Source organism: Massilia sp. BKSP1R2A-1 (assembly GCF_050586525.1).
Taxonomy (GTDB): Bacteria; Pseudomonadota; Gammaproteobacteria; order Burkholderiales; family Burkholderiaceae_D; genus Telluria.
The window spans coordinates 131,387-155,877 of the sequence record NZ_JBOBRE010000014.1 but is presented as its reverse complement, the minus strand read 5'-3'; the positions used below and the strand labels follow the sequence as shown (position 1 = coordinate 155,877).

Genomic DNA, 24,491 nt, shown 5'->3' with positions numbered 1-24,491 from the left:
ATGATCTCCGACTTCCTGCCGCTGCTGGCGGTTTTCCTCCTGGCCCTGCTCCTGCTGGGCTACCCCCTGGGTCTCTACATGGCGCGCGTCGCCGACAGCGCCGCCGTTCCCGGCATGCGCTGGATGGGCAAGCTCGAAGCCTTGTTCTACCGCGCCGCCGGCGACGGTTCCACCGCCGCGCAAACCTGGAAAAGCTATGCGCTCGCCCTCGTCGCCTTTAACGCCGTCGGCGCCATCGCCGTCTATGCCTTGCAGCGCGTGCAGGCCTGGCTGCCGCTCAATCCCGAGGGGCTCCCCAACGTCAGCGCCGATTCCTCTTTCAACACCGCGGTCAGCTTCGTCGCCAACACCAACTGGCAGGGCTACAGCGGCGAGCAGACCATGAGCATCCTGACCCAGATGCTGGCGCTCGCGGGGCAGAATTTCTTCTCGGCCGCCACCGGCATCTCCGTCGCCTTCGCCCTGATCCGCGGCTTCGCCGCGCGCTCCAGCAATGCGATCGGGAACTTCTGGGTCGACCTGACCCGGTCTACCCTGTACGTGCTGCTGCCGCTGGCGATCGTGTTCGCGCTCTTCTTCGCCAGCCAGGGCGTGGTGCAGAATTTTGCAGGCCACGTCGACGCCCAGGTACTCGACAGCGCCGGCGCCGCCACCCAGTCGATTCCGATGGGGCCGGTCGCTTCGCAGGAAGCCATCAAGCTGCTGGGCACCAACGGCGGCGGCTACTTCAACGCCAACTCGGCCCATCCCTTCGAGAACCCGAACGCGCTGTCGAACTTCGTGCAGATGGTCGCGATCTTCCTGATTCCGGCAGGCCTGTGCTTCACCTTTGGGCGCATGGTCGGCGACATGCGCCAGGGCTGGGCGGTGCTCGCCACCATGACGATCCTGTTCGTCATCGCCGCCACCTTCGCCTACATGGCGGAGCAGCAGGCCAACCCGGTCCTGGGCGCGCTCGGCGTCGACCCGTCGAACGGCAATATGGAAGGCAAGGAGACCCGCTTCGGCATCGCGGCATCGAGCCTGTTCGCAGCCGTCACCACGGCCGCCTCCTGCGGCGCAGTCAATGCCATGCACGATTCCTTCATGCCCCTGGGCGGCATGGTGCCGATGGTGCTGATGCAGCTCGGCGAAGTCGTCTTCGGCGGCGTCGGCTCGGGCTTGTACGGCATGCTGGTGTTCGCCATCCTGGCCGTCTTCATCGCCGGCCTGATGATCGGACGTACCCCGGAATACCTGGGCAAGAAGATCGGCGCCTACGAAATGAAGATGGCCTCGCTCGTCATCCTGATCACACCCTGCCTGGTCCTGGCCGGCACGGCCATTGCGGTGGTCGCGGGGGCAGGGAAGGCGGGCGTCGCCAATCCGGGCGCCCATGGCTTCTCGGAGATCCTGTATGCGCTGAGCTCCGCCGCCAACAACAATGGCAGCGCCTTCGCCGGCCTGTCCGCCAACACCCCGTTCTACAACACCCTGCTGGCGGTCGCCATGTGGTTCGGCCGTTTCGGCGTGATCATTCCGGTGCTGGCGATTGCCGGGTCGCTGGCCGCACGCCAGCGCCTGGCCGCCAATGCCGGCACCATGCCCACCCACGGCCCCCTCTTCGTCGGCCTCCTGGCCGGCATCGTCCTGCTGGTCGGCATCCTCAACTACGTCCCGGCGCTGGCGCTCGGCCCCGTGGTCGAGCACCTCCAGCTGTTCGCCAAATGATCATGGAAGCACCCCTCATGGAAAACACCATCGCCCAGGCGCTGCCGGTGCGCCGTTCGCTGAATCTTCTTGACTCGAGGCTGGTCGGCCCGGCCATCGTCGACTCCTTCCGCAAGCTGCACCCGCGCACCCAGCTGCGCAGCCCCGTCATGTTCGTGGTCTACGCGGGCAGCATCCTGACCACCCTGCTGGCGATCGACGCCGCCGCAGGGCAGGGCGAGGCGCCGGCCGGCTTCATCGCCGCCACCGCCGCCTGGCTGTGGTTCACGGTGCTGTTCGCGAACTTTGCCGAAGCCCTGGCGGAAGGCCGCAGCAAGGCGCAAGCGGCCTCGCTGCGCAGCCTGAAGCAGACTGTCATGGCCAAGAAGCTGCCATCGCCGCACCACGGCGTCACCTGGTATCCCGTGAAGTCCGAAGAGCTGCGCAAGGGCATGCACTTCCTGGTCGAAGCGGGAGACGTGATTCCCGTGGACGGCGAAGTGCTCGAAGGCGTGGCCTCGGTCGACGAAAGCGCCATCACCGGCGAATCCGCGCCCGTGATCCGCGAATCGGGCGGCGACTTCAGCGCCGTCACCGGCGGCACCCGGGTGCTGTCCGACTGGCTGGTGGTGCGCGTCACGGCCGATCCGGGCGAGACCTTCCTCGACCGCATGATCGGCATGGTCGAAGGGGCGTCGCGCAAGAAGACGCCGAACGAGATCGCGCTCACCATCCTGCTGGTCGCGCTCACCGTCGTGTTCCTGGTGGTGACCGTAACCCTGCTGCCGTTTTCCCTCTTCTCGGTGGAAGCGGCGGGAGCGGGCCAGCCGGTGACCATCACGGTGCTGGTCGCGCTGCTGGTCTGCCTGATTCCCACCACCATCGGCGGCCTGCTCTCGGCCATCGGCGTGGCCGGCATGAGCCGCATGATGGGCGCCAATGTCATCGCCACGTCGGGCCGCGCGGTCGAGGCGGCGGGTGACGTCGACGTGCTCCTGATGGACAAGACCGGCACCATCACCTTCGGCAACCGCCAGGCGAGCGCCTTCCTGCCGGCGCCGGGTGTCACGGAACAGGAACTGGCCGACGTTGCGCAACTCGCTTCGCTGGCCGACGAGACGCCGGAAGGCCGCAGCATCGCCGTGCTGGCCAAGAGCCGCTTCAACATCCGCGAACGCGCGATGGAGCAGCTGGAGGCCACCTTCGTGCCCTTCACGGCCCAGACCCGCATGAGCGGCGCGGACATCGGCGGGCGCCGCCTGCGCAAGGGCGCCGCCAGCGCCATCCGCGCCCATGTCGAAGCGCTCGGCCAGCGCTATCCGGCCGAGGTGGAGGCGATCGCCGACGCCGCCGCGCGCCGCGGCAGCACGCCGCTGGTGGTGGCCGATGGGGGCCGCGTAATGGGCGTGGTCGAACTGAAGGACGTGGTCAAGGGCGGCATCCGCGAGCGCTTCGCCGAATTGCGCCGCATGGGCGTGAAGACCGTCATGATCACCGGCGACAATCGCCTCACCGCCGCCGCCATCGCGGCCGAGGCGGGCGTGGACGACTTCGTGGCCGAGGCCACGCCCGAGCAGAAGCTGGAGCTGATCCGCCGCTACCAGGCGGAGGGAAAACTGGTCGCGATGACCGGCGACGGCACCAACGATGCTCCCGCCCTGGCCCAGGCCGACGTGGCGGTGGCGATGGCCTCCGGCACCCAGGCCGCGAAGGAGGCCGGGAATATGGTCGACCTCGACTCGAACCCCACCAAGCTGCTGGAGATCGTCGAGATCGGCAAGCAGATGCTCATGACGCGCGGCGCGCTCACGACGTTCTCGATCGCCAACGACATCGCCAAGTACTTCGCCATCGTGCCGGCCGCTTTCGTGGGCACCTATCCGGCGCTGCAGGCGCTCAACGTCATGCAGCTGGGCAGTCCGGCATCGAGCATCATGTCGGCGGTGATCTTCAATGCCCTGATCATCGTCTTCCTGATCCCGCTGGCCCTGAAGGGCGTGCGCTACCGCGCGATCGGCGCGGCCAGCCTGCTGCGCCGGAACCTGCTGGTGTACGGCCTGGGCGGCATTGTGCTGCCCTTCGCCGGCATCAAGCTGATCGACATGGCGCTGACCGCGCTGAACCTTGTTTGAGGAACCGAGCATGCAATCTGTAATCCGTCCCGCGCTGGTCCTGTTCGGCGCATTGACCCTGGTCTGCGGGGTCGCCTATCCACTGCTGGTCACCGGCGTCGCCCAGGCCGCGTTCCCCGAGCAGGCCAACGGCAGCCTGGTGAAGCAGGACGAACGGGTGGTCGGCTCGCGCCTGATCGGCCAGCACTTCAGCGCCCCGCAGTACTTCTGGGGCCGGCCTTCGGCAACTGGCCCGATGCCCAACAACGGCGGCGGCTCGTCGGGCTCGAACCAGGGGCCGCTCAACCCGGCCCTGCACGATGCCGTCAAAGGCCGCATCCAGGCCTTGCGCGATGCCGACCCGGGCAACCGCGCGCCGATCCCGGTCGACCTCGTCACCGCCTCGGCCAGCGGCCTCGATCCCGAGATCAGCCTGGCCGGCGCACGCTGGCAAGCGGCGCGGGTGGCCAGGGCGCGCGGCCTGGCGACCGGCGACGTGGAGCAGCTGATCGAGGCGCAGGCCGAAGGCCGGGTGCTGGGCCTGTTTGGCGAGCCGCGCGTCAACGTGCTGGCCCTGAATCTGGCGCTGGACGCCCAAACGCGCGATACTCGCTGAACGATGCCGCCCAACGCTTCCCAACGACCCGACCCCGATGCCCTGCTGGCGCAGATGCGCGAGCAGGAGCGCAGCGCAGCGCGCGGCAAGCTGCGCATCTACTTCGGTGCTTCGGCCGGCGTCGGCAAGACCTACGCCATGCTGCAGGAGGCGCGCCGCCTGCTGGGCGAGGGCAGGCAGCCGCTGGTGGGCGTGGTCGAGACCCACGGGCGCCAGGAAACGGCGCAGCTTCTGGAGGGGCTGGAGGTGTTGCCGCGTCGCCAGGTCGAGCACCGCGGCGTACGCATCGGCGAATTCGACCTCGATGCCGCGCTCGCCCGGCGCCCGCAAGTAATCCTGGTCGACGAGCTGGCGCACTCGAACGCACCCGGTTCGCGCCATCCGAAGCGCTGGCAGGACGTCGAGGAACTGCTGGACGCCGGCATCGACGTGCTCACCACGGTGAACGTCCAGCACCTTGAGAGCCTGAACGACGTCGTTGGCGGCATCGCCGGCATCCGGGTCGCCGAGACGGTGCCGGATTCGGTGTTCGACGAGGCCTCCGAGGTAGTCATGGTCGACCTGCCGGCCGACACCCTGCTCGCGCGCCTGAAGCAGGGCAAGGTCTACCAGCCGGCCCAGGCCGAGCGGGCGGCCGGCAATTTCTTCAGGAAGGGCAACCTGATCGCGCTGCGCGAACTGGCGTTGCGGCGCACCGCCGACCGCATCGAGGACGACGTCCGCGCCTGGCGCATCGAGCAGTCGGTCGACGCGATCTGGAAGACCGGGGCCGGGCTGCTGGTCTGCGTCGGGCCGGTCGGCGGCGAGCACCTGGTGAGGAGCGCCGCGCGCATGGCCTCGCAGCTGGGCACCGGGTGGCACGCCTTGTACGTCGAGACCCCTGCGCTGGCGCGCCTGCCGGGCCCGGAGCGCGAGCGCATGCTCGCCACGCTCAAGCTGGCCGGCGACCTCGGCGCGCAGACTGCCACCGCCTCGAGCGAGGACGTGGCCCGGGCCGCGATCGAGTATGCGCACAGCCACAACCTGTCGAAGATCGCGCTGGGCCGCGTTGACGCACGCTGGCCCTGGCAGCGCCAGGTCGCTCGGCGCCTGAGGCGACTGGCCCCGAGCCTCGACCTGATCGAGATCGGGGCGCCGGCGGTCAAGGGGCCGTCCCCGCCGCCCGCGCGCCAGACCGCTGCGCCACGCAAGCTGCGTCCGCTGCGCCACCTGGTCGCCGCGGGAGCCAGCCTGCTCACCGCCGCCGCCGCTTCGCCCCTGCTGGCCTGGCTCGACCTGGCCAACATCGCGATGCTGTTCCTGCTGGTGGTGGTGCTGGTCGCGGTGCGCTTCGGCCGTGCGCCATCCGTCACCGCGACCTGCGTCGGCGTGGCCTGCTTCGACTTCTTCTTCGTGCCGCCGCGCTTCACCATGGCCGTGTCGGATTTGCAGTACCTGATCACCTTCGCCGTGATGCTCGCGGTCGGCCTCATCACCGGCCACCTGACCGCCGGCCTGCGCTTCCAGGCGCGCGTTGCGGCCCAGCGCGAGGGGCGCGTGCGCGCGCTCTACGAATTCGCGCGCGAACTGTCCGGTGTCCTGATGCCGGAGCAGGTGGTGGAAAGCACCCAGGCCGTGGTCCAGAATTCCTTCGGCGCCCGGGCCTTGCTACTCACTCCCGATCCGGACGGCAAACTGGCTGTGCCGGCGGACGCCTTGCCCGGCCTGGACGCGGGCATTGCCCAATGGGCCTTCGACCATGCGCAAAGCGCAGGCCTGGGCACCGACACCTTGCCGGCCAGCGCCTTGTTCTACCTGCCGCTGGTGGCGCCGATGCGTACCCGCGGTGTGCTGGCCATCGGACCGGACCCAAGCCGCTGGGTCCTGCTCCCGGAACAGCGCCGCCAGCTCGACGCCCTGGCCGCGCTGGCCGCGATCGCGCTCGAGCGCGTGCACTACGTCGAGGTGGCGCAGTCGGCCCTGGTGGACATGGAGTCCGAGCGCCTGCGCAACTCGCTGCTTGCAGCGCTGTCGCACGACCTGCGCACGCCGCTTACCGCGCTGGTCGGCCTGTCCGAGTCGCTGCTGCGCGCCGATCCGCCGCTGGGCGAAGGTCCGTCCGGTGTCGCGCAGGCCCTGCACGAGGAAGCGCTGCGCATGAGCACCCTGGTGACCAACCTGCTCGACATGGCGCGGATCGAAAGCGGACAGGTGCGCTTCAATCTCGAGTGGCAGGCGCTGGAAGAGGTGGTCGGCGGCGCCTTGCGCGCGAGCCGGGCCGCGCTGCGCCGTCATCAGGTCGCGGTGCGGCTGCCGCCGAACATCCCGCTGCTGCGCTTCGACGCCGTGCTGGTCGAGCGCGTGCTGTGCAACCTGCTCGAGAATGCCGCAAAATACACACCGGGCGGCTCGCGCATCGAAGTATCGGCGGCGCTGCGCGGCGACACAGTGGACGTCATGGTCTACGATAACGGGCCCGGCCTGCCGGCCGGCAGCGAAGAGCGCATCTTCGACAAGTTTGCCCGCGGCGAGCGCGAATCGGCGCTGCCGGGCGTGGGCCTGGGACTGGCGATCTGCCGGGCCATCGTCGAAGCGCATGGCGGAACCATCCGCGCCTGCACCTCGCCCCTCGGCGGCGCCGGTTTCGTGTTCTCGCTGCCGGCCGGCAGCCCGCCCGAGACACCCGAACCAGAACTACCAACGGACCCACCGCATGAATGACAAACCGACCGCCTTGCTGGTCGAAGACGAACCGCAGATCCGCCGCTTCGTACGCGCCGCGCTGGAACAGGAGGGCTGGCAGGTGCACGAGGCCACCAGCATCGAACGCGGCCTGATCGACGCCGGCACGCGCCGCCCCGACCTGGTCGTCCTCGACCTCGGCCTGCCGGACGGCGACGGCATCGATTTCATCGTGGACGTGCGCAAGTGGTCGGCGGTGCCGATCATCGTGCTCTCGGCGCGGACCATGGAAAGCGAGAAGATCCGCGCCCTCGATGCCGGCGCCGACGACTACCTCAGCAAGCCCTTCGGCACGGGCGAACTGCTGGCGCGGGTGCGCGCCACCCTGCGGCGCCAGCGCCAGCCGGCCGAGCGGCTCGACGGCAGCGTGCGCTTCGGCAGCGTCGCTGTCTACCCTCAGGAGCGCAGCGTCACGCGCGACGGCAGGCACGTGCACCTGACGCCCACCGAATACCGTCTGCTGTCGGTCCTGGTCGGCAATGCCGGCCGCGTGATGACCAATCCGCAGCTGCTGCGGGCCGTGTGGGGGCCGGGCCATGCCGAGAGCGGCCACTACCTGCGCATCTACATGGGCCACCTGCGCCACAAGCTCGAGGACGATCCGGCCCAGCCGCGCCACCTGCTGACCGAGACCGGCGTCGGCTACCGGCTCTGGCTCGGCCAGTAAGGCGCAATCCATTCACGCGCCCCCTGTAACGACCCTCGCGTAGACTGGTCCGACGTTCAATTCTGAAAACGTTGCCGTGGTCACCCAGGCATGAGCGAGAACTTGACAGGACACCTGTCACCCGACGACCCCGGGCCGTCGGCCATCACCCGCGCCATGCTGGCCATGCGGAGCGAGGTGCTGCAAGCCTGGATGGACCAGGTGCGCGGCGCCGTGCCGCCGGCGCGGGAACTGCCGCTGACCATCCTCGGGAACACGCTGCCGGCCTATTTCGATACCATGGCGACCCTGCTCACGCCCGGCTACACCGCACGCGTGGTCAACGCCACGGACGCGCGGCCCCTCAACGGCGCGCCCACGGCCGCTTGAGGTCTCAGCGCGGGCTTGCCAGCCCCTGGCCACCTACCGGTTCGGTCTCGAAGCGCTCGCCGAAGCCGGCGATCAGCGGCCTGCCTTTCGCGATCGCGGCCTGCACCGCGGGCAGGGACAGCGAGGCCTTGTGGCTGGCCTGGCTATCCCAGGCTTCCGTGATCCAGAGCGCATCCGCATCGAGCGTGTCCTTCGCGATCACGTAGCTCAGGCAGCCCGGCATGGCGGCCGTGCCCTCGAGCAGGATGGCGATGAGGGCGTCGCGCTGGCCCGGCTGGGCGCGCATCTTTCCGATCAAACCGTACATGGGCGGGCTGTCCTTCTTTTCTGGATGGGCGTGGGCGGCAAGGGGCAGGGCGGCAAGCAGCGAAATGGTGGTGCGGCGCGAGATGCGCATGGTGTCCCTTTTGCGACATTGGACAAGTATGACGCGCTCCGCCCAAGCAGGCAATTGCAGCCGCATGAGGTATGGTTGGTGCGTTATCATGCTCGTTTGCCAATCCGCTTTTTTCGAACGGAGCCCCGATGCGACTTTCCCCGCTTGCCCTTGCCGTCTTCCTGAGCCTGTCCCTGTCCGGCGCCGCCCTGGCCCAGGCCCCGGCGGTCTCCGAGCCCGTGCTGCGCGCCCACCTGTCCCTGCTGGCCGACGACCTCTTCGAAGGCCGCGGGACCGGTCAGCGCGGTGGAGACCTCACCGTGCGCTACCTCGAGACCCAGGCCGCCCTCATCGGCCTCAAGCCCGCTTTCGGGAACAGCTACCGCCAGAAGGTCGAGATCGAGGGCACCCGCCTGCTGCCGGGCAGCAGCGTGAGTTTTGAAGCGGGCGGCAAGCGCATCGAGCCGGTCCTCGGAAAAGACATCGTGTTCGGCACCTCCAGCGGGCGCACCAGCCTGGCCTTCGAGGCGCCGCTGCTGTTCGTGGGTTACGGCGTGTCGGCGCCGGACGAAAAATGGGACGACTACAAGGACGTGGACGTCAAGGGCAAGATCCTGGTCATGATGGTCAACGACCCGCAGCCGACCAGCGAGGAACCGAACCGCTTCGCCGGCAAGGCCTATACCTGGTACGGCCGCTGGCTCTACAAGTTCGAGGAAGCGGTGCGCAAGGGCGCCGCCGGGGCGCTGCTGATCCACACGACCCCTTCCTCGTCCTATCCCTGGAGCGTGCCGGCCAACGGCTTCTCGCACGAGCGCTTCCGCCTGGCCGGTCCCGGCAACCCGGTCGAAGGCTGGCTGCACGAGGACATGGCGCGCACCCTGTTCGCCGCAGGCGGCTTCGACCTCGACGCGCTGCGCGCCCGCGCCGAGCGCCGTGACTTCCGTCCGGTGGAACTGAAGGTGAATGCGCGCGTCGACCTCAAGTCCGGCATCCGCCAGGTCGCGCAGTACAACGTGGCGGGCGTGGTGCCGGGTTCGGATCCGAAGCTCAAGGACCAGGCGGTGGTCTATTCCTCGCACTGGGACCACCTGGGCATGGACGACGAAGCGCGCGCCGGCAGCACCGGGCAGAAGGACCGCATCTACAACGGCGCCATCGACAACGCGTCCGGCACCGCGGCCCTGCTGGCGATGGCGGCGGAGGCGGTCAAGAAGCCGGCCCGCCGCACCCAGGTCTTCCTGTGGCCGGCCGCCGAGGAAGCGGGCCTGCTGGGCAGCGCCGCCTACGTGAAGAACCCGGCGGTGCCGCTGGCGAAAACGGCGGCCGACCTGAATCTCGACAGCCTGAACTTCGCCGGCCGCACGCGCGACATCGGCGTGCCGGGCGCCGAGCGCAGCACCCTGTACGAGACCGCAGCGACGGTGGCGAAGAGCATGGGCCTGAAGCTGGCCCCTGGCATTCCCGACCTGTCGGGCTCCTACTTCCGCGCCGACCACTTCAACTTCGCCAAGGCCGGCGTGCCGGCCTTTAACGTGGGCTCGGCCGTGTTCTCGGGCGACGGCCACTTCGAGTTCGCCCACGACCACGCGGCATCGAGCGCGAAGCTGGTCGGCTTCAAGAAGGACTACCACCAGGTGAGCGACGAGTACCGCGCCGACTGGGACCTGTCGGGCATGGTGCAGCAGGCCCAGTTCACCCTGAACCTGGGCTATGCGGTGGCGAACGCGCCGGGCATGCCGGCCTGGAAGAAGGGCGACCCGTTCGGCAGCGTCAAGCGCTAGGGGTTCGTAGGGTGGTCGGCTTCGCCGACCGCGCGTTCGACTCCACGGTGAGCAGAGACGCTTTGGCCGTTCACGCACTGTTTGAACGCGCGGTCGGCAGAGCGTAATCCGGTCCACTGGACCGGATCACCCCTACGCCGCGCGGCGCGCCGCCAGCACGGCTGGCGCGCCCTGCAGGATCGCCTCCAGTGCCGCCATGTCCACCGGCTTGACCAGGTGATGGTCGAAGCCCGCCTGCGCGCTGGCCAGACGGTCCTGTTCCTGGCCATAGCCGGTCACCGCCACCAGCAGGGCGCCGCGGGTGCCCGGCAGCTGCCGCAGGCGGCGCGCCAGTTCGTGCCCGTCCATGCCGGGCAGGCCGATGTCGAGCAGGCAGACCTCGGGCGCGAAGCCGGGGGCGAGGGCCAGCGCGCTTTCCGGCTCGTAGCGGACTTCGACCGCATGGTTCTGCGCACCCACGTACATGGCCAGGATCTGGGCCGCATCCACGTTGTCGTCCACCACCAGCACCCGCAGGCCGCCGGCTGCAAGACCGTCCAGCCTGGAGGCGGTTTCCTGCGGCGCTACCTCGTCCGCCAAGCGCGGCAGGCGCACGGTGAAGATCGCGCCCATGCCGTGGCCGGCGCTGGCCACGCCGACGCTGCCGCCGTGCAGCTCGACCAGGCTGCGCACCAGCGCCAGGCCGATGCCCAGTCCCCCCAGTGAACGGTCGGGTGTGCGCTCGCCCTGCACGAACATGTCGAAGGCCCGCTCCAGTTCCGCCGGCAGCATGCCGATGCCGTTGTCGCGCACTTCGAGCACCAGCTGGTCGGCCTCCAGGCTCAGCGCAACCTCGATCCGACCGCCCGGCTCGGTGAACTTGGCGGCGTTGTGCAGCAGGTTGCCGACTACCTGGACCAGGCGCTTGCGGTCGCCCAGCACCCAGGCCGGCTGCGGCAGCGGCTTCAGCTCGAGGGTGTGGCGCTTGTCGCGCACCAGCGACTGCACCTGCTCGGCGGCGTCGCGCACCACGGCGTTCAGGTCGGTGCGCTCCTTCGCCAGCACCACCAGGCCGCGGGTGACGCGCGAGACGTCGAGCAGGTCGTCCACCAGGCCCGCCATGTGGCGCGCCTGGCGCGCGATGATGGCGCTGATGTGCTGGACGCGCGCCGGGTCCAGGCTGGCCTGGCCGAGCAGCTGGGCGCCGGAGGCGATCGGCGCCAACGGATTGCGCAGCTCGTGCGCGAGCATGGCCAGGAATTCGTTCTTGCGCTGGTCGGCCTGGCGCAGCGCTTCCTCGGCGCGTACCCGTTCGGTCACGTCCTGCATGGAGCCGCGCAGGGCGACCACGGCGCCGTCCGGGCCGTGCACGCTCTCGCAGCGGTAGTCGAGCCAGATGCGGTGGCCGTCGGCATGCAGGGCGTTCAGCTGCAGCTTGCCGCTACCCCCGACACGCGCCAGCTCGCCGGTCAGGCGCCGTACCTGTTCCCACGATTCGTCCGTCAGCAGGGCGCCTCGCTGCTGGGCGAAGGGCGGCAGCGCCCGGCCGAAAATGTGCGGCACCGAGTCCGAGACCTCGATGGATTGTTCCCCGAGGCGCCAGTGCCAGGTGCCGAAGCGCGCCAGCATATGGGTTTCGCGCAGCGCCGATTCCTTGGCCGCGAGTTCCAGCGAACGCCGTTCGAGGAGCAGCGCGGCATCGTGGATGGCGGCCGCCACGTCGGCGGTTTCCCGGACATAGAATTCGTCGGTGGTGTCCGGGCGGACGCCGCGGCCGAGGGCGAGGGCGGGGCCGCTCAGGGCCTGGACCGAGCGCGCCAGCCGGCCGCCGATCAGCCAGGCCAGGCACAGGCCGACCGCGAACAGGACGACGGCCACGCCGGCCATCAGCGCCAGCTGCTCGGCCAGCTCGGCGCGCAGCTTGGCGCGCGGCAGGCCGATCGCCACACCCCATCCGCTGCCCGAGACGCGCGAAAAGTGGGTGAGAACCTCGACATTTTCCTGGGTGCGCGAATCGATCACGCCTTCGGGCGCACGCAGGATGCCCGCATACAGGGGAGGCGCCACGCGCCTGCCGATGTTTTTCTCGGGATTGACGTTGCGCATGAAGATGATGCCGTCGCGGTCGAAGATGCTGGACGTCGCCCCTTCCGGAATCGACTCCGGCGTCAGGATGCCGACGAAATACTCCGGACGCAGGCGGATGCTGAGCACGTAACGCAGCTCGCCATGCTCCCGTACCGGCACGTCCACGCTGACGGTCGGGCGGCCCGACACCGGGCCCGTGAACACGTTCGATATCGCCGGTTCGCCGCTCGCGAATACTTTGTCGAGGGAGTTGCTGCGGTCGACCGGCAGGGGCGTGCCCCAGGGGACGGAGGTGTTGACCAGCTGCTGGCCGCTGCGGTCGCGCAGCACCAGGTTCATGCCGACGCCGGACAGCGCCAGCGCATCGCTGGCCTGGCGATGCACGCGTGGGAAATCGGCGGCTTCGATCGCGTTCAGGATCGACAGGGACTGGCCGATGGCGCGGGCCTTGTCCAGCCGGTTGTCGACGTTGTTGACCAGTGCGCGCACCGTCTGCAGGGTCTTGCGTTCGACCTGGGCGCGCCCTTTCTGGTACTGGTTGACGAACAGCAGCGCTGCGCCGACCACGCCGGGAAGCAGGGTCGCCAGGACCAGCCAGAGGAGGTAGGCCCGCAAGGGTCTGCGGGCAATCGAAGTTGAAGTCACGTAATCATGGGGGCCAGGGTCGGTTGCACGATTCTACGTGACATTGCACCAGAGTACTGTCTTTACAGTGTAGCGAAACAAGGTCTTTCAGGCGCCGTCGATGTCCAGCTCGGCTGCGCCGTTGCGGCGCAATGCGCCGCCGTGGTGGGCCGGCTCCGCCTCCGGCTCGAAGGGCGCCAGCTCTTCATGCACGCTCGCCCCCAGGGCGGCGACCAGGGAGCGCAGCGCGGGCGCGGCGCGGATGCGCAGGCCCCAGGGGCAGACCTCGGCGGCGATGCGGCGCCGGCCGAGCAGCAGGGCGCAGCGCGCCAGCACGGCAGGGTCGGAAGAGCGCAGCGCATAGGTCGGCTCGGGGGCCGCCACGATGCGCACCACGCGGCCATCGTCGCCGCGCAGCAGGTCGCCGTGGCGCAGCCGGCTGCCCTGCGGCATGGCCAGCGTGACGGCCTCGCCCGAGGCCAGCAGCGCGCGCAGGCGCGCCCGCCCGCGCCGTTCCCACGGCAGGGCCAGCACGCCGTGCACCCGGGCCGCGTGGCCGATGCGGTCGGTCAGGGTCAGGAGCGAAGGGGCGCTCATGGACGGCGGCTGCGCGGGAACAGCGTCTTGTACCAGATCGCGGCGGTCCGCCAGTGGCCGTTCGGGCTGCAGGCGAAGTCGGGCAGCTCGCCGACCCGGATGTAGCCTGCGCGGTCGACCAGGCGCTCGGCGCCCGAACCGGACTCCGTGTCCAGGAACAGCAGGCCGCGGCGCAGTCCCAGCGCCTCGATCTCGGCCGCCTGCAGCAGGGCCGTGCCGACCCCGCGCCGGCGCGCGGTGCAGTGCACCAGCAGCTTTTCCAGGGCGGCGCGGTTGCCGGCGTTCGGCTCCTGCGGGAAGGCGAGCTGCACGGTCCCAACCAGCATGCCGTCCTGCTCGGCCCCCAGCAGCACGCGGCTGCCGCGCGTGACCTCGTGCCCGACGCCTTCCCAGTAGGCGGCGAGCTGGATGTCGTCGAGCCCGGCCAGGAAGCCGAGCGAAAAGCCATCGGCGACCGCATCCAGCAGCAGGGTGGCCAGCTGGGGCCGCAGCTCGCGGATCGCGCGGGCGTCGAGTCGGTGGATGATCATGGCCTCTCCTTCGAATATGCCGAAACTGATCATGCACGATGCGTGCCAGCTCTTCCGTATGGACAGCCTGGCATGGACTGCGGGTCAAACGTTGTACCTGCGCCATATTTCGCACCGGGAAAGGGAAATATTTTCGTCCTCTTGCATCTTCTCTATCGCATCCGCACCAACTTGGACGTAATGTATTGTTGCGCTACAGCAATTCAAGAATCCAAGTTCAAAACAGTTAGGGAAAACACCATGGACGCAGCCAAGACGACCGAAGAAAACGAAGTGCTGTCCTTCCGCCTCGGAAAGGAAGAGTACGCAATCAGCATCCTGAAAGTGCAGGAGATCCGTGGCTACGAGGAGCCGACCCTGCTGCCGAGCGCGCCCGCCTGCATCAAGGGCATCCAGAACCTGCGCGGCTCGATCGTGCCGATCGTGGACATGCGCATCCTGTTCAAGCTGGGCGAGCCGACCTATGACCAGTTCACCGTCGTGATCGTCCTGAACATCAAGAACCACGTGATCGGCATGGTGGTCGACAGCGTCTCCGACGTCGTCACCCTCGAACCCGAGCAGGTGCGTCCGGCGCCCGAGATGGGCTCTACCTCGGACGGCGACTACATCACCGGCCTGGGCACGATCGACGAACGCATGCTGATCCTGCTCGACATCGACCGCCTGATGAGCTCCGAGCAGCTGGGCCTGATCGCGGCCATGAAGCAGGCTGCCTGAATTTGACCAACCCGCGGGCGGGCTGCTCGCAGAAGAAAGAAGACCATGAACCTTGCAAACCTGAACATAGGCAAGCGGCTCGGACTGGGCTTTGCCACGATCTGCACCATGCTGGTCTTTATGATCGGAATGAGCAACATGATGCTGGGCCGCGTCAACGACGGCACCAGCGAAATCGTGAACAATCGCATGCCGCGCATCGAGTCCACCACGCGCCTGATGGTGGAAGTCAACGACATCGCGGTCGCGCTCCGCAACATCATGCTGAGCGAGGAGCATGCCGACCGCCAGAAGCAGCACGAGGAAGTGCTGGCTTCGCGCAAGGAGATCGACCGCCTGATCGAGGAGATGGACCGCACCCTGCAGCATCCGCGCGCCCGCGCGCTGCTGACCGAAATGAATGGCCACGTCGACCGCTACGCGGCCGGCCAGGACCAGCTGATCAAGCACGTCAACGACGGCCTCCACGAGGAAGCGCGCCAGTACCTCGCCGAGGAACTGCGTCCGCTGCTGGTCAAGCTCAAGAAGGCCGTGAACGACCAGGCAGAGCTGCAAAAGTCGATCGCCATGGAAAAGGCCGCGGAAGCCCAGCGTACCTACGAGAACACCTCACGCCTGATGTGGGCGCTCGGCGCCCTGGCGCTGGCGCTGGCAGGCGCGGTCGCCTGGCTGATCACCCGCTCGATCACGGCGCCGGTGCAGCGCGCGCTGGACGTGGCGAACACGGTCGCCGCGGGCGACCTCACCAGCCGCATCGACGTCACCACCCGCGACGAGGTCGGCCAGCTGCTGCAGGCCCTCAAGACCATGAACGAAAACCTGGCGCGCACCGTCGGCACGGTCCGCAGCGGCACCGACACCATCAACGTGGCCGCTTCGGAAGTGGCGGCCGGCAGCCAGGACCTGTCGAGCCGTACCGAGCAGCAGGCATCCTCGCTGGAAGAAACCGCGTCCTCGATGGAAGAACTGACCTCGACCGTCAAGCAGAACGCCGACAACGCCCGCCAGGCCAATGTGCTGGCCGAGGCAGCCTCGCAGGTCGCGCAGCGGGGCGGCGCCGTGATCAGCCAGGTCGTGGGCACCATGGCCGACATCGACGCCTCTTCCAGCAAGATCAGCGACATCATCAGCGTCATCGACGGGATCGCCTTCCAGACCAACATTCTGGCGCTGAACGCGGCCGTGGAAGCGGCGCGCGCCGGCGAGCAGGGCCGCGGCTTTGCCGTGGTGGCGAGCGAAGTGCGCAACCTCGCCCAGCGTTCCGCGGCGGCGGCAAAGGAAATCAAGGGCCTGATCAACGACTCGTCGAGCAAGGTGGCGGATGGCAGCCGCCTGGTGGCCGAAGCCGGCGCCACCATGCAGGAAATCGTCGACAGCGTGCGCCGCGTGAACGACATCATGGGCGAGATCAGCTCGGCGAGCGCGGAGCAGACCGCGGGCATCGAGCAGATCAACCAGGCGGTGGTCGAGATGGACAACGTGACGCAGCAGAACGCGGCGCTGGTCGAGGAAGCGGCGGCGGCCGCCGAAGCGATGAAGGAGCAGGCCGCCAAGCTGACCGCGGCGATGGCGGTGTTCCGGGTCGACGCAGGCCAGGTTCGCCAGGCAGCGCCGGCGATCACGTCGTCGCTGCGCGCCGGGCAGGCGCTGCTGGCCTAAAGCGCGGGGCGCAGGCAGGCCCCATGAAACAAAAACGGCGAGCCGCAAGGCTCGCCGTTTTTGTTTGCGCCGTGTCGCTTAGAAGGAGTGACGCACGCCCACGTTGAACACCGACGGATCGGCGCCGAGCGCGGTGGTCGGCGGCGCGAAGGTGCCGCCTGCCGACGCGACGCCGAAGACGCCGCGGCCGTTGTTGCGCACTTTTGCGTAGCTGCTGTACAGATTGGTGCGCTTGGACAGGGTGTAGCTGTAGGCCAGCGAGAAGCCGTTGCCCTTGGCGCCGGTTTCCAGCTTCTGCTGGTGCAGCGAAGCGTAGAACTTGTTCGGCCCCATGGTGTAGACGCCGCCCACGGTCGTGAACTTGTACTCGTTGTTGGCGCCGGCCGGATCGGCTTCCAGGAAAGCGGCCCGGAAGTCGAAGGCGCCGGCGGTGAAGCCCGCGCCGAATGCGATTTCCTTGTTGTTCGGGCCGATCTGGGCTTCGGTCTCCTGGTAGCCTGCGCCCAGGTAGACCGGACCGTTCTTGTACTCGACGGCGCCGCCCCACAGGTCGTTCGACGGATCGACGTTGCGCTCGCCGGCGCTGTAGGCGGCCAGCACGGTGAAGCCGTTCAGGCTGTCGCTCTTGTAGTTGACCGAGTTCGACAGGCGGCGGGTCAGGCGGTTGGTGCCGAAGCTGGTGAGGGTCGAGCCGTAGAAGCCGTGGCCCAGCGGGTCGGCCGATTGCGCGACGGCGGCGATCGGGCCGTACTCGCGGCCGATCGTGATGGTGCCGAAGGAGCCCTGCAGGCCGACCACGGCGCGGCGCTGGAAGGTGCCGGCCGCGTCCTGGGCGCCGTTGTCGAGGGCGACGCCGGCTTCGATGTTGAAGAGCGCCTTCAGGCCGTTGCCGAGGTCCTCGGTGCCGCGGAAACCGATGCGGCTGGTCGACTGGGTGCCGGAGCTGATCACGGTGCGGTGGCCTTCGCCCGGTGCATCGGTGTTTTCGACGCCGATCGAGGCGTCGGCGATGCCGTAGATCGTGACGCTGGTCTGTGCGTGGGCCGCCAGTGGCAGGAGGGACAACAGGGCAAGGGCCAGGCTAGTTTTCTTCATTGATGGTCTCCATTGGTGTATGTGCGTCCGCATGGACGTGGTGCGGGAGTGGTAAATGGTCACAAATGCAGTTTTGTCAGACAGTCACGTTACCAGCACCATGGAAATGATGCCAATAAACATTTGCAATTTCCTTACACGTTTTTTGAGAAGCATGTGCGTGTGGTTAAAAAGCTGCACGATCTTGAACAAGTCCTACGTGTAAACACGTAGGGCTGTTGCGTTTATGTAACAAAACCGGAGGCATGCTGCCTCGCGCGGGTCATCGAAGGCACGTGCTAGCATCTTGTCATCCTGATCACCACGGCCCCCCGGCCGGCTCACGCAAGGACCACAGCAAGTGCAACCCGATATCACGCAAGCGCCTTTCGGCCAGCTGCCGGATGGCAGCGCCATCACCCAGTTCACGCTCGCCAACGCCAATGGCCTGGTGGCGAAGATCATCGACTTCGGCGGCGTCATCACGGAACTGCATGCGCCCGACCGCGACGGCCGCCCGGCGGACGTCGTGCTCGGGTTCGGCACGCTCGAACCCTACCGGAGCGACAGTCCGTATTTCGGCGCCTTGATTGGACGCTACGGCAACCGCATCGCGAAGGGCCGCTTCACGCTCGACGGCCAGGACTTCCAGCTGCCCACCAACAACGGCAACAATCACCTGCACGGCGGCGACCGCGGTTTCGACAAGGTGAAGTGGGACGCCGCCATCGAGGGCGACAGCCTGCGCCTGTCCTACCGCAGCCGCGACGGCGAGCAGGGTTATCCCGGCAACCTGGACGCGACCGTCACCTACACGCTCACGGACGACGACGAGCTGGTGGTGCGCTTCCACGCCGTGTGCGACCGCGCGACGCCGGTGAACCTGACCCAGCACAGCTACTTCAACCTGGCCGGCGGCGGCGACATCCTCGGCCACGTGCTGCAGATCGACGCCGACGCCTTTGTGGCCATCGACGCCGAGTCGATCCCCACGGGAGAGCTGGCCCCGGTGGCCGGCACGCCCTTCGACTTCCGCAGCCCGCGGCCGATCGGCAGCCGCATCGGGGAAGCCGACGAGCAGCTGCGCAACGGCCAGGGCTACGACCACAACTTCGTGCTCAACAAGCCGGCGGCGCAAGCGATGACGCGTGCGGCGCGCGTGGTGGACCCGGGATCCGGCCGGGTGCTGGAACTGTTCACCGAGGAGCCGGGCGTGCAGTTCTACAGCGGGAACTTCCTCGACGGTACGCTGCAGGGCAAGGACGGCCCTTACCGGCACCGCAGCGGCTTCTGCCTCGAGCCCCAGCACTTTCCCGATTCGCCCAACCAGCCGGCTTTCCCGAACGTGATCCTGCGGCCGGGCGAGCAATACCGGACCGAGTCGCGCTTCCGCTTCTCGGTCGAACCCTGATGGAGGCCTTCCTCGACACCCGCCACGAACTGGGCGAATGCGTGCTGTGGTGCGAGCGCAGCGGTCGCCTGCTGTGGACCGACATTCCGGCCGCCCGGCTGTGGGCGCATACGCCTGCCACCGGCGAGACCCGCAGCTGGCCGATGCCGGAACGCCTCTGCTCCTTCGCCCTGACCGGCAGCGACGACCGCCTGCTGCTCGGGCTGGCGTCAAGCCTGGCCTTCTTCACCTTCTCGACCGGCGCCGTCAAGCGCATCTGCGAAGTCGAGGCCCATCTGCCGTCCACCCGCCTGAACGACGGGCGCTGCGACCGGCAAGGGCGCTTCGTGTTCGGCATGTTCAACCAGGACGATCCCAAGCCGGCGCTGGGCGGCTTCTACCGCCTCAACCTCGACCTCTCGCTGGAGCGCCTGCCGGTCGGGACGGCGGCGATCGCCAACAGCATCTGCTTCAGCCCGGACGGGCGGCGCATGTACTTCGCCGACTCGGCCACGCGCGCGATCCGCCAGGCGCCCTACAACCCCTGCAGCGGCGAAGTGGGGGAGCCGCGCATCTTTGTCGCGCCCGAGGCGGCGCCCGGCGAGCCGGATGGCTCCTGCATCGACGCGGAAGGTTATCTGTGGAGCACGCGCTGGGGCGCGGGGCAGGTGATCCGTTTCGCGCCCGACGGCAGCATCGACCGTGTCGTCGCGCTCGACGCCCCGCAGCCGAGCTGCCCGGCGTTCGGCGGACCGGGCCTGTCGACCCTGTTCGTCACCACGGCGCACCAGGGAATGACGCAGAACGACCGCGCGGCCGCGCCCCTGTCGGGCGCCCTGTTCCGGCGCGAGCTCGGCGTGCGCGGCTTGCCGGAAGCGCGCTTTCTCAGCGCCGGCGCGTACTGACGCACGGCAACAGTGCATACTGGGCTGTATCGGGCGCGGCCTCTTGTGATTGATCGCTATAATTTTTCGCTTACAAAAAGTTAGCGGCAATACAATAAATGGCGGCGACAGGCTTTCCCACACCTGCGACCGGATGCCGTGCGGAATCGAATTGGGGCATCCTGATGAACATCCAACGCAGTTTTTCCTGCCTGCCGGCGGCCGAGGCCGAGCTTCCCTGTCCGGTCTTTCCCTCGGTGAAGCCCGATAACTGGCCCGAGGGCATGCAGGCCATCGCCGACCTGATCGTCGCTTCGCACTTCCCCATGTTCATCGCCTGGGGCCCCGAGCTGCGCCTGTTCTACAACGACGCCTATGCCGAGCTGCTGGGCGACAAGCACCCGGAAGCGATGGGCCAGCCTTTCCCGCTGGTGCGGCCGGACCTGTGGCCCCAGCTCCAGCCCCATATCCTCGAGGCGATGGCCGGCAATCCGGTGCATCTGGAAAACTCGCTGACTAGCCTGATCCGCAACGGCCGCATCGAGCGTCGCTATTTCTCGGCCTCGATCACCCCGGTGCGCCACAACGGCGACGTCATCGGCATCTATTTCGTCCTGTCCGACACCACCTCGCGCGTGCTGGCCGAGCACCGCCACGCTTTCCACCTGAAACTCACCGATACCCTGCGCGGCCTGGTGGACACCGGCGCCATCATGGAAGCGGCGAGCAGCCTGACCGGCGAGCACCTCGGGGTGGCGCGGGTCGGCTACGGGGAAGTCGACATGCCGGGCCGTAGCATCAGCGTCGACCGTGACTGGACCGACGGCAGCGTCGCCAGCCTGGCCGGCGAATCGCGTCCGCTGGAGAGCTTCGGGCCGGGCATCATTGCCCAGCTGCGCGCCGGCCGCACCCTGCGCCTCGACGACATCGCCCTGGATGCGCGCGCCGCGCCCTATGCGAGCGGCTATGCCAGCATCGGGGCGCGTTCGATGGTGATCGTGCCGCTGATCGAAGCGGGCCAGATGGCCGCCATCTTCTACCTGCACGAGCCGCTTCCGCGCCATTGGACCGACCAGGAAGTGGCGCTGGCCGAGGACGTGGCGCGCCACACCCGCGAAGTGGTGCGCCGCGCGCGCGTGGAGGAGTCGCTGCGCGACGAGAAGCGCGTGCTCGAAATGGTCAACCGCACCGGCCAGGCGCTGGCTTCGACGCTCGACCTGGAGACCCTGCTGCAGGCGATCACCGATGCCGGCGCCGAGCTGGCCGGGGCGCGCTTCGGCGCCTTCTTCTATCATGGCGAAGACGAGCAGGGGCAGACGCTGCAGCTCTATACCCTGTCCGGCGCCGCGCGCGAAGAAGTCGAGCGCCTCGGCATGCCGCACGCCACGGACGTGTTCCACCCAACCTTCGAGAACGAGGGACCGGTGAGGAGCGAGGACATCAGGCGCGACCCGCGCTACGCGGCCCTTGCACACGGCCACCTGGCGGTGCGCAGCTACCTGGCGGTGCCGGTGGTGTCGCGTTCCGGGACGGTGCTGGGCGGCCTGCTGTTCGGCCATCCGGAACCCGGCGTCTTCACCGAGCGCACCGAGCGCATCGTCGCCGGCGTGGCGGCGCAGGCGGCGATCGCGATGGACAATGCGCGCCTCTACGAAGTCGCGCAGAAGTCGGCGCGCGAGCGCGATGCGCTGCTGCAGAGCGAGCGCGCGGCGCGCGTGCAGGCCGAGCGCCTGAGCCACACCAAGGACGAGTTCCTGGCGATGCTGGCGCACGAGCTGCGCAACCCGCTGGCGCCGATCAGCAGCTCGGCGAGCCTGCTGTCGATGCAGTTCAAGGACGAGCCGCGCATCCGCCAGACCAGCACCATCATCAGCCGCCAGGTGCGCCACATGAGCCGGCTGATCGACGACCTGCTGGACGTCTCGCGCGTCACCCGGGGCCTCGTCAAGCTCAAGCTCGGCGTGGTGGACTTCCGCGACATCGTCTCGGGCGCGCTGGACCAGGCGCGCCCGCTGCTGCAGGAGAAGGAGCACGCCGTCGAGCTGCAGCTGCCGGACAGCCCGGTCCACGTGCGCGGCGACCAGACCCGCCTGGTGCAGAGCGTGGCCAACATCCTGAACAACGCCGCCAAGTACACCCAGAAGGCAGGCCGCATCACGCTGCGCCTGGAAAGCAGCGATGGCCGCATGGTGCTGACGGTATCGGACAACGGTTCCGGCATGCCGGCCGAGCTGGTGCCGAACGTGTTCGACCTCTTCACGCAAGGCGCCCGCACGCTGGCGCGTTCGCAGGGCGGCCTCGGCCTGGGGCTCACCCTGGTCAAGCGCCTGGTCGAGCTGCACCAGGGCGAGGTGGGCGCGGCCAGCGATGGCGTGGGGCAGGGCAGCAGCTTTACCGTGACGCTGCCCTGCGCGGAAGCGCCCTGCGACGGCATGCCTGGCCCCGCGGGACAGGTGGAGGAGGACGGCGCCGTGCTGGCGCGTCCGCTGCGCCTGGTGCTGGTGGACGACAACGCCGACGCGGCCGACAGCCTGTCCACGCTGCTGAACGTGCAGGGCTACCACACGGCGGTCGAGTACGACGCCCGCTCGGGCCTGCGCCGCGCCCGCGCCGAGCGGCCCGACGCCATGCTGGTCGACATCGGCCTGCCCGACATCGACGGCTATCAGCTGGCGCAGCAGCTGCGCGCCATGCCCGAAACCAGCGGCACGGTGCTGGTGGCCATCACCGGCTACGGCCAGGCGCGCGACCGCGAGCGCGCCATCGAGGCGGGCTTTGCCCACCACCTGGTCAAGCCGGTGGACATGACGGCGCTCGGGCGGGTGCTGGATGCGGTCGCGGCCGGCGCCGCGAGGCAGCAGGCCGGCTAGAACGCTCCAGCGCGGTTATCATGGACGCTTGTCGTTCCATGAAAGGTTCCGCATGTCTTCCTACGTCATCCAGGCGCCCGTCCAGCCTTCGCTGGGTGTGGCGAACTCCGATCAGCGCTTCCCGATCCGCCGCGTGTTCTGCGTCGGCCGCAACTACGGCGCCCACGCCCGCGAGATGGGGAGCGACCCGAACCGCGAACCTCCCTTCTTCTTCACCAAGCCGGCCGACGCCGTGGTGCCGGCCAGTGGCGCCGTGCCTTATCCGCCCGCCACGCAGGACCTGCACCACGAGGTCGAGCTGGTGGTGGCGCTGGGCGCGGGCGGGACGGACGTCGACCCGGCCAAGGCCCTGGAGCTGGTGTGGGGCTACGGCGTGGGCCTGGACCTGACCCGGCGCGACCTGCAGGCGGTGGCCAAGGACAGCGGCCGGCCCTGGGACATGGCCAAAGGCTTCGACGCCTCGGCGCCGTGCAGCGATCTCGTGCCGGCTTCTCGGCTTGGACATCCGCAGGATGCGCGTATCTGGCTGGAGGTGAATGGCGCAGTGAAGCAGGAGGGCAATCTGAACGAGATGATCTGGCCGATTCCGGATGTGATTGCCTCCCTGTCGCGCCTCGTCACGCTGGCGCCGGGGGACCTGATCTATACGGGCACGCCGGCCGGTGTCGCGGCCCTGAAGCCGGGCGACCAGCTGCGCGGTGGTGTCGATGGCGTGGCCGAGTTCGCGTTGTCTATCGCGTAGGGTGGGCGGGTCTCCCGCCCACGCGTTCAAATGCACGGTGAAATCGCGTTTATCGTCCGTTTGGACGCTGGTTGAACGCGCGGGCGGCGAAGCGTGCTCCGGTCCACTGGACCGAACCACCCCTACAACTTCGACATCTGTTCCAGGAGCGCCTCGCGCGCCGCATCGATCTGCGCGCCATTCGTCTTGGCTGACAGCGTGCTCCTGTCCTTCCGCCCCAAAAAATACGCCACCCGCTCCGCATTCGCCCCCGACGGATGCGGCAGCCCATGCAGGATCCGCTCGCGCCGGATCACCCCTTCCTCCGCCAGCCAGTCGAGGCCGGCGCTGACGCTCCCGCCCATCGGAATGTAGAGCGCATCCGGCAGCTGCCGTGCCTCTTCCGCGAAGTAGCGCAGCATCTGCTCGCGCAGGAAGGCATTCCTGGTCATGGGCGGCGAGCCGCTGTAGTTCCTGTCGTCGACGAAAATCGGATGCCGCAAGATCCCGCTCACCTGCACCAGGCCGGCGTGCTCGCCGAACAGGGTGGCGCAGCTGGCGATGCCGAGCCAGCGCTGCACGCCGATCGCGTCCAGCAGGGCCACGAAGTTGGGCCGGATCGCGCCGCTGAAGGCGCCCGCGAGCCGGGAAGCACGCAGCACCGCGGCGTCGTCCAGGCCGAGCGCCAGCTGGCCTTGCGCCTCGCGCATCGCATTCTTCCATTGCACGAAGCCCGGCGTGATGCCGACCACCACCACGCGGGCATGCTCGTGGATCGATTCGAAGGGAATGTAGTGGGCGCTGTAGCAGCCCTCGCGGCCGAGCAGGAAGGCGGCGGGAATCTGAGCGGGCGTGGCGACCGTGGCCAGGTCGAGGCTGCGGATCGCCTCGCGGTAGCGGCTGAAAAGCACCTCGGGCATCATGGTTCCTGTCAGGATGAAAACCGCCATGGTAGCGCGCGGACCGAACACCTGCGCGGACGCGAAAACTGGTACGCTGTCCCTATAAAGAACGGCTGCGGA

At 68.5% G+C, this 24,491-nt stretch carries 19 protein-coding genes; 13 read left to right on the top strand and 6 right to left on the bottom strand.

Annotation, left to right across the window (positions count from 1 at the left end; translation table 11 throughout):
• The 6 genes from kdpA to ACQ7JA_RS20185 all read left to right on the top strand — a co-directional run bounded on the left by kdpA (position 1) and on the right by ACQ7JA_RS20185 (position 8,173).
• A complete protein-coding gene (gene kdpA, locus ACQ7JA_RS20210; protein WP_430901023.1) occupies positions 1 to 1,710 on the top strand; it encodes a potassium-transporting ATPase subunit KdpA in 1,710 nt (569 codons plus the stop codon).
• Between the two features lie 2 nt (positions 1,711 to 1,712).
• Positions 1,713 to 3,821 (top strand): potassium-transporting ATPase subunit KdpB, encoded by a 2,109-nt coding sequence (gene kdpB, locus ACQ7JA_RS20205; protein ID WP_430901021.1) that lies wholly within the window; start codon positions 1,713 to 1,715, stop codon positions 3,819 to 3,821.
• A gap of 10 nt (positions 3,822 to 3,831) precedes the next feature.
• Complete coding sequence (gene kdpC / locus ACQ7JA_RS20200; protein ID WP_430901019.1) at positions 3,832 to 4,416, top strand: potassium-transporting ATPase subunit KdpC; 585 nt, start codon at positions 3,832 to 3,834, stop codon at positions 4,414 to 4,416.
• Between the two features lie 3 nt (positions 4,417 to 4,419).
• On the top strand, positions 4,420 to 7,116 hold the full coding sequence (locus tag ACQ7JA_RS20195; RefSeq protein ID WP_430901017.1) for a DUF4118 domain-containing protein: 2,697 nt from the start codon (positions 4,420 to 4,422) through the stop codon (positions 7,114 to 7,116).
• Complete coding sequence (kdpE, locus tag ACQ7JA_RS20190) at positions 7,109 to 7,804, top strand: two-component system response regulator KdpE (protein ID WP_430901015.1); 696 nt, start codon at positions 7,109 to 7,111, stop codon at positions 7,802 to 7,804. Before ACQ7JA_RS20195 ends, kdpE begins: the two co-directional genes overlap by 8 nt.
• A 90-nt stretch (positions 7,805 to 7,894) precedes the next feature.
• Positions 7,895 to 8,173, top strand: coding sequence for a hypothetical protein (locus ACQ7JA_RS20185; protein ID WP_430901013.1), 279 nt, complete (start codon positions 7,895 to 7,897; stop codon positions 8,171 to 8,173).
• A gap of 4 nt (positions 8,174 to 8,177) precedes the next feature.
• On the opposite strand, the gene ACQ7JA_RS20180 is transcribed toward ACQ7JA_RS20185, so the two are convergent.
• Positions 8,178 to 8,570 carry a putative quinol monooxygenase gene (locus ACQ7JA_RS20180; protein WP_430901011.1) on the bottom strand — a complete coding sequence of 131 codons (393 nt, stop codon included), beginning with the start codon at positions 8,568 to 8,570 and terminating at the stop codon, positions 8,178 to 8,180.
• Positions 8,571 to 8,698: 128 nt separating this feature from the next.
• On the opposite strand from ACQ7JA_RS20180, the gene ACQ7JA_RS20175 reads away from it, so the two are divergent.
• Entirely contained in the window at positions 8,699 to 10,333 is a 1,635-nt protein-coding gene (locus ACQ7JA_RS20175; RefSeq protein WP_430901009.1) for a M28 family peptidase, read from the top strand.
• A 132-nt stretch (positions 10,334 to 10,465) separates the two neighbouring features.
• Here ACQ7JA_RS20175 and ACQ7JA_RS20170 read toward each other — a convergent pair whose 3' ends face one another.
• The 3 genes from ACQ7JA_RS20170 to ACQ7JA_RS20160 all read right to left on the bottom strand — a co-directional run bounded on the left by ACQ7JA_RS20170 (position 10,466) and on the right by ACQ7JA_RS20160 (position 14,151).
• Complete coding sequence (locus tag ACQ7JA_RS20170; RefSeq protein WP_430901007.1) at positions 10,466 to 13,015, bottom strand: ATP-binding protein; 2,550 nt, start codon at positions 13,013 to 13,015, stop codon at positions 10,466 to 10,468.
• Positions 13,016 to 13,132: 117 nt separating this feature from the next.
• Positions 13,133 to 13,621, bottom strand: coding sequence for an urease accessory protein UreE (locus ACQ7JA_RS20165; protein ID WP_430901005.1), 489 nt, complete (start codon positions 13,619 to 13,621; stop codon positions 13,133 to 13,135).
• Positions 13,618 to 14,151: a GNAT family N-acetyltransferase gene (locus ACQ7JA_RS20160; RefSeq protein ID WP_430901003.1), complete on the bottom strand. Its 534-nt coding sequence runs from the start codon at positions 14,149 to 14,151 to the stop codon at positions 13,618 to 13,620. The genes ACQ7JA_RS20165 and ACQ7JA_RS20160 overlap by 4 nt, the downstream gene beginning before the upstream one ends.
• A gap of 240 nt (positions 14,152 to 14,391) precedes the next feature.
• Here ACQ7JA_RS20160 and ACQ7JA_RS20155 point away from each other — a divergent pair, with 240 nt between their 5' ends.
• Complete coding sequence (locus ACQ7JA_RS20155; protein ID WP_430901001.1) at positions 14,392 to 14,871, top strand: chemotaxis protein CheW; 480 nt, start codon at positions 14,392 to 14,394, stop codon at positions 14,869 to 14,871.
• Positions 14,872 to 14,916: 45 nt separating this feature from the next.
• Entirely contained in the window at positions 14,917 to 16,530 is a 1,614-nt protein-coding gene (locus ACQ7JA_RS20150; protein ID WP_430900999.1) for a methyl-accepting chemotaxis protein, read from the top strand.
• A gap of 78 nt (positions 16,531 to 16,608) precedes the next feature.
• Here the strand turns inward: ACQ7JA_RS20150 and ACQ7JA_RS20145 are convergent, their stop codons facing one another.
• Positions 16,609 to 17,625 (bottom strand): porin, encoded by a 1,017-nt coding sequence (locus ACQ7JA_RS20145; protein ID WP_430900997.1) that lies wholly within the window; start codon positions 17,623 to 17,625, stop codon positions 16,609 to 16,611.
• 340 nt (positions 17,626 to 17,965) lie between these two features.
• On the opposite strand from ACQ7JA_RS20145, the gene ACQ7JA_RS20140 reads away from it, so the two are divergent.
• The 4 genes from ACQ7JA_RS20140 to ACQ7JA_RS20125 all read left to right on the top strand — a co-directional run bounded on the left by ACQ7JA_RS20140 (position 17,966) and on the right by ACQ7JA_RS20125 (position 23,490).
• Positions 17,966 to 19,015: an aldose epimerase family protein gene (locus ACQ7JA_RS20140; protein ID WP_430900995.1), complete on the top strand. Its 1,050-nt coding sequence runs from the start codon at positions 17,966 to 17,968 to the stop codon at positions 19,013 to 19,015.
• A complete protein-coding gene (locus tag ACQ7JA_RS20135; protein ID WP_430900993.1) occupies positions 19,015 to 19,899 on the top strand; it encodes an SMP-30/gluconolactonase/LRE family protein in 885 nt (294 codons plus the stop codon). Before ACQ7JA_RS20140 ends, ACQ7JA_RS20135 begins: the two co-directional genes overlap by 1 nt.
• A gap of 164 nt (positions 19,900 to 20,063) precedes the next feature.
• Positions 20,064 to 22,748 carry a GAF domain-containing protein gene (locus ACQ7JA_RS20130; protein ID WP_430900991.1) on the top strand — a complete coding sequence of 895 codons (2,685 nt, stop codon included), beginning with the start codon at positions 20,064 to 20,066 and terminating at the stop codon, positions 22,746 to 22,748.
• Between the two features lie 52 nt (positions 22,749 to 22,800).
• Positions 22,801 to 23,490, top strand: coding sequence for a fumarylacetoacetate hydrolase family protein (locus ACQ7JA_RS20125; RefSeq protein ID WP_430900989.1), 690 nt, complete (start codon positions 22,801 to 22,803; stop codon positions 23,488 to 23,490).
• Positions 23,491 to 23,612: 122 nt separating this feature from the next.
• Here ACQ7JA_RS20125 and ACQ7JA_RS20120 read toward each other — a convergent pair whose 3' ends face one another.
• Positions 23,613 to 24,389, bottom strand: coding sequence for a hypothetical protein (locus ACQ7JA_RS20120; RefSeq protein WP_430900987.1), 777 nt, complete (start codon positions 24,387 to 24,389; stop codon positions 23,613 to 23,615).
• Positions 24,390 to 24,491 lie beyond the last annotated feature (102 nt).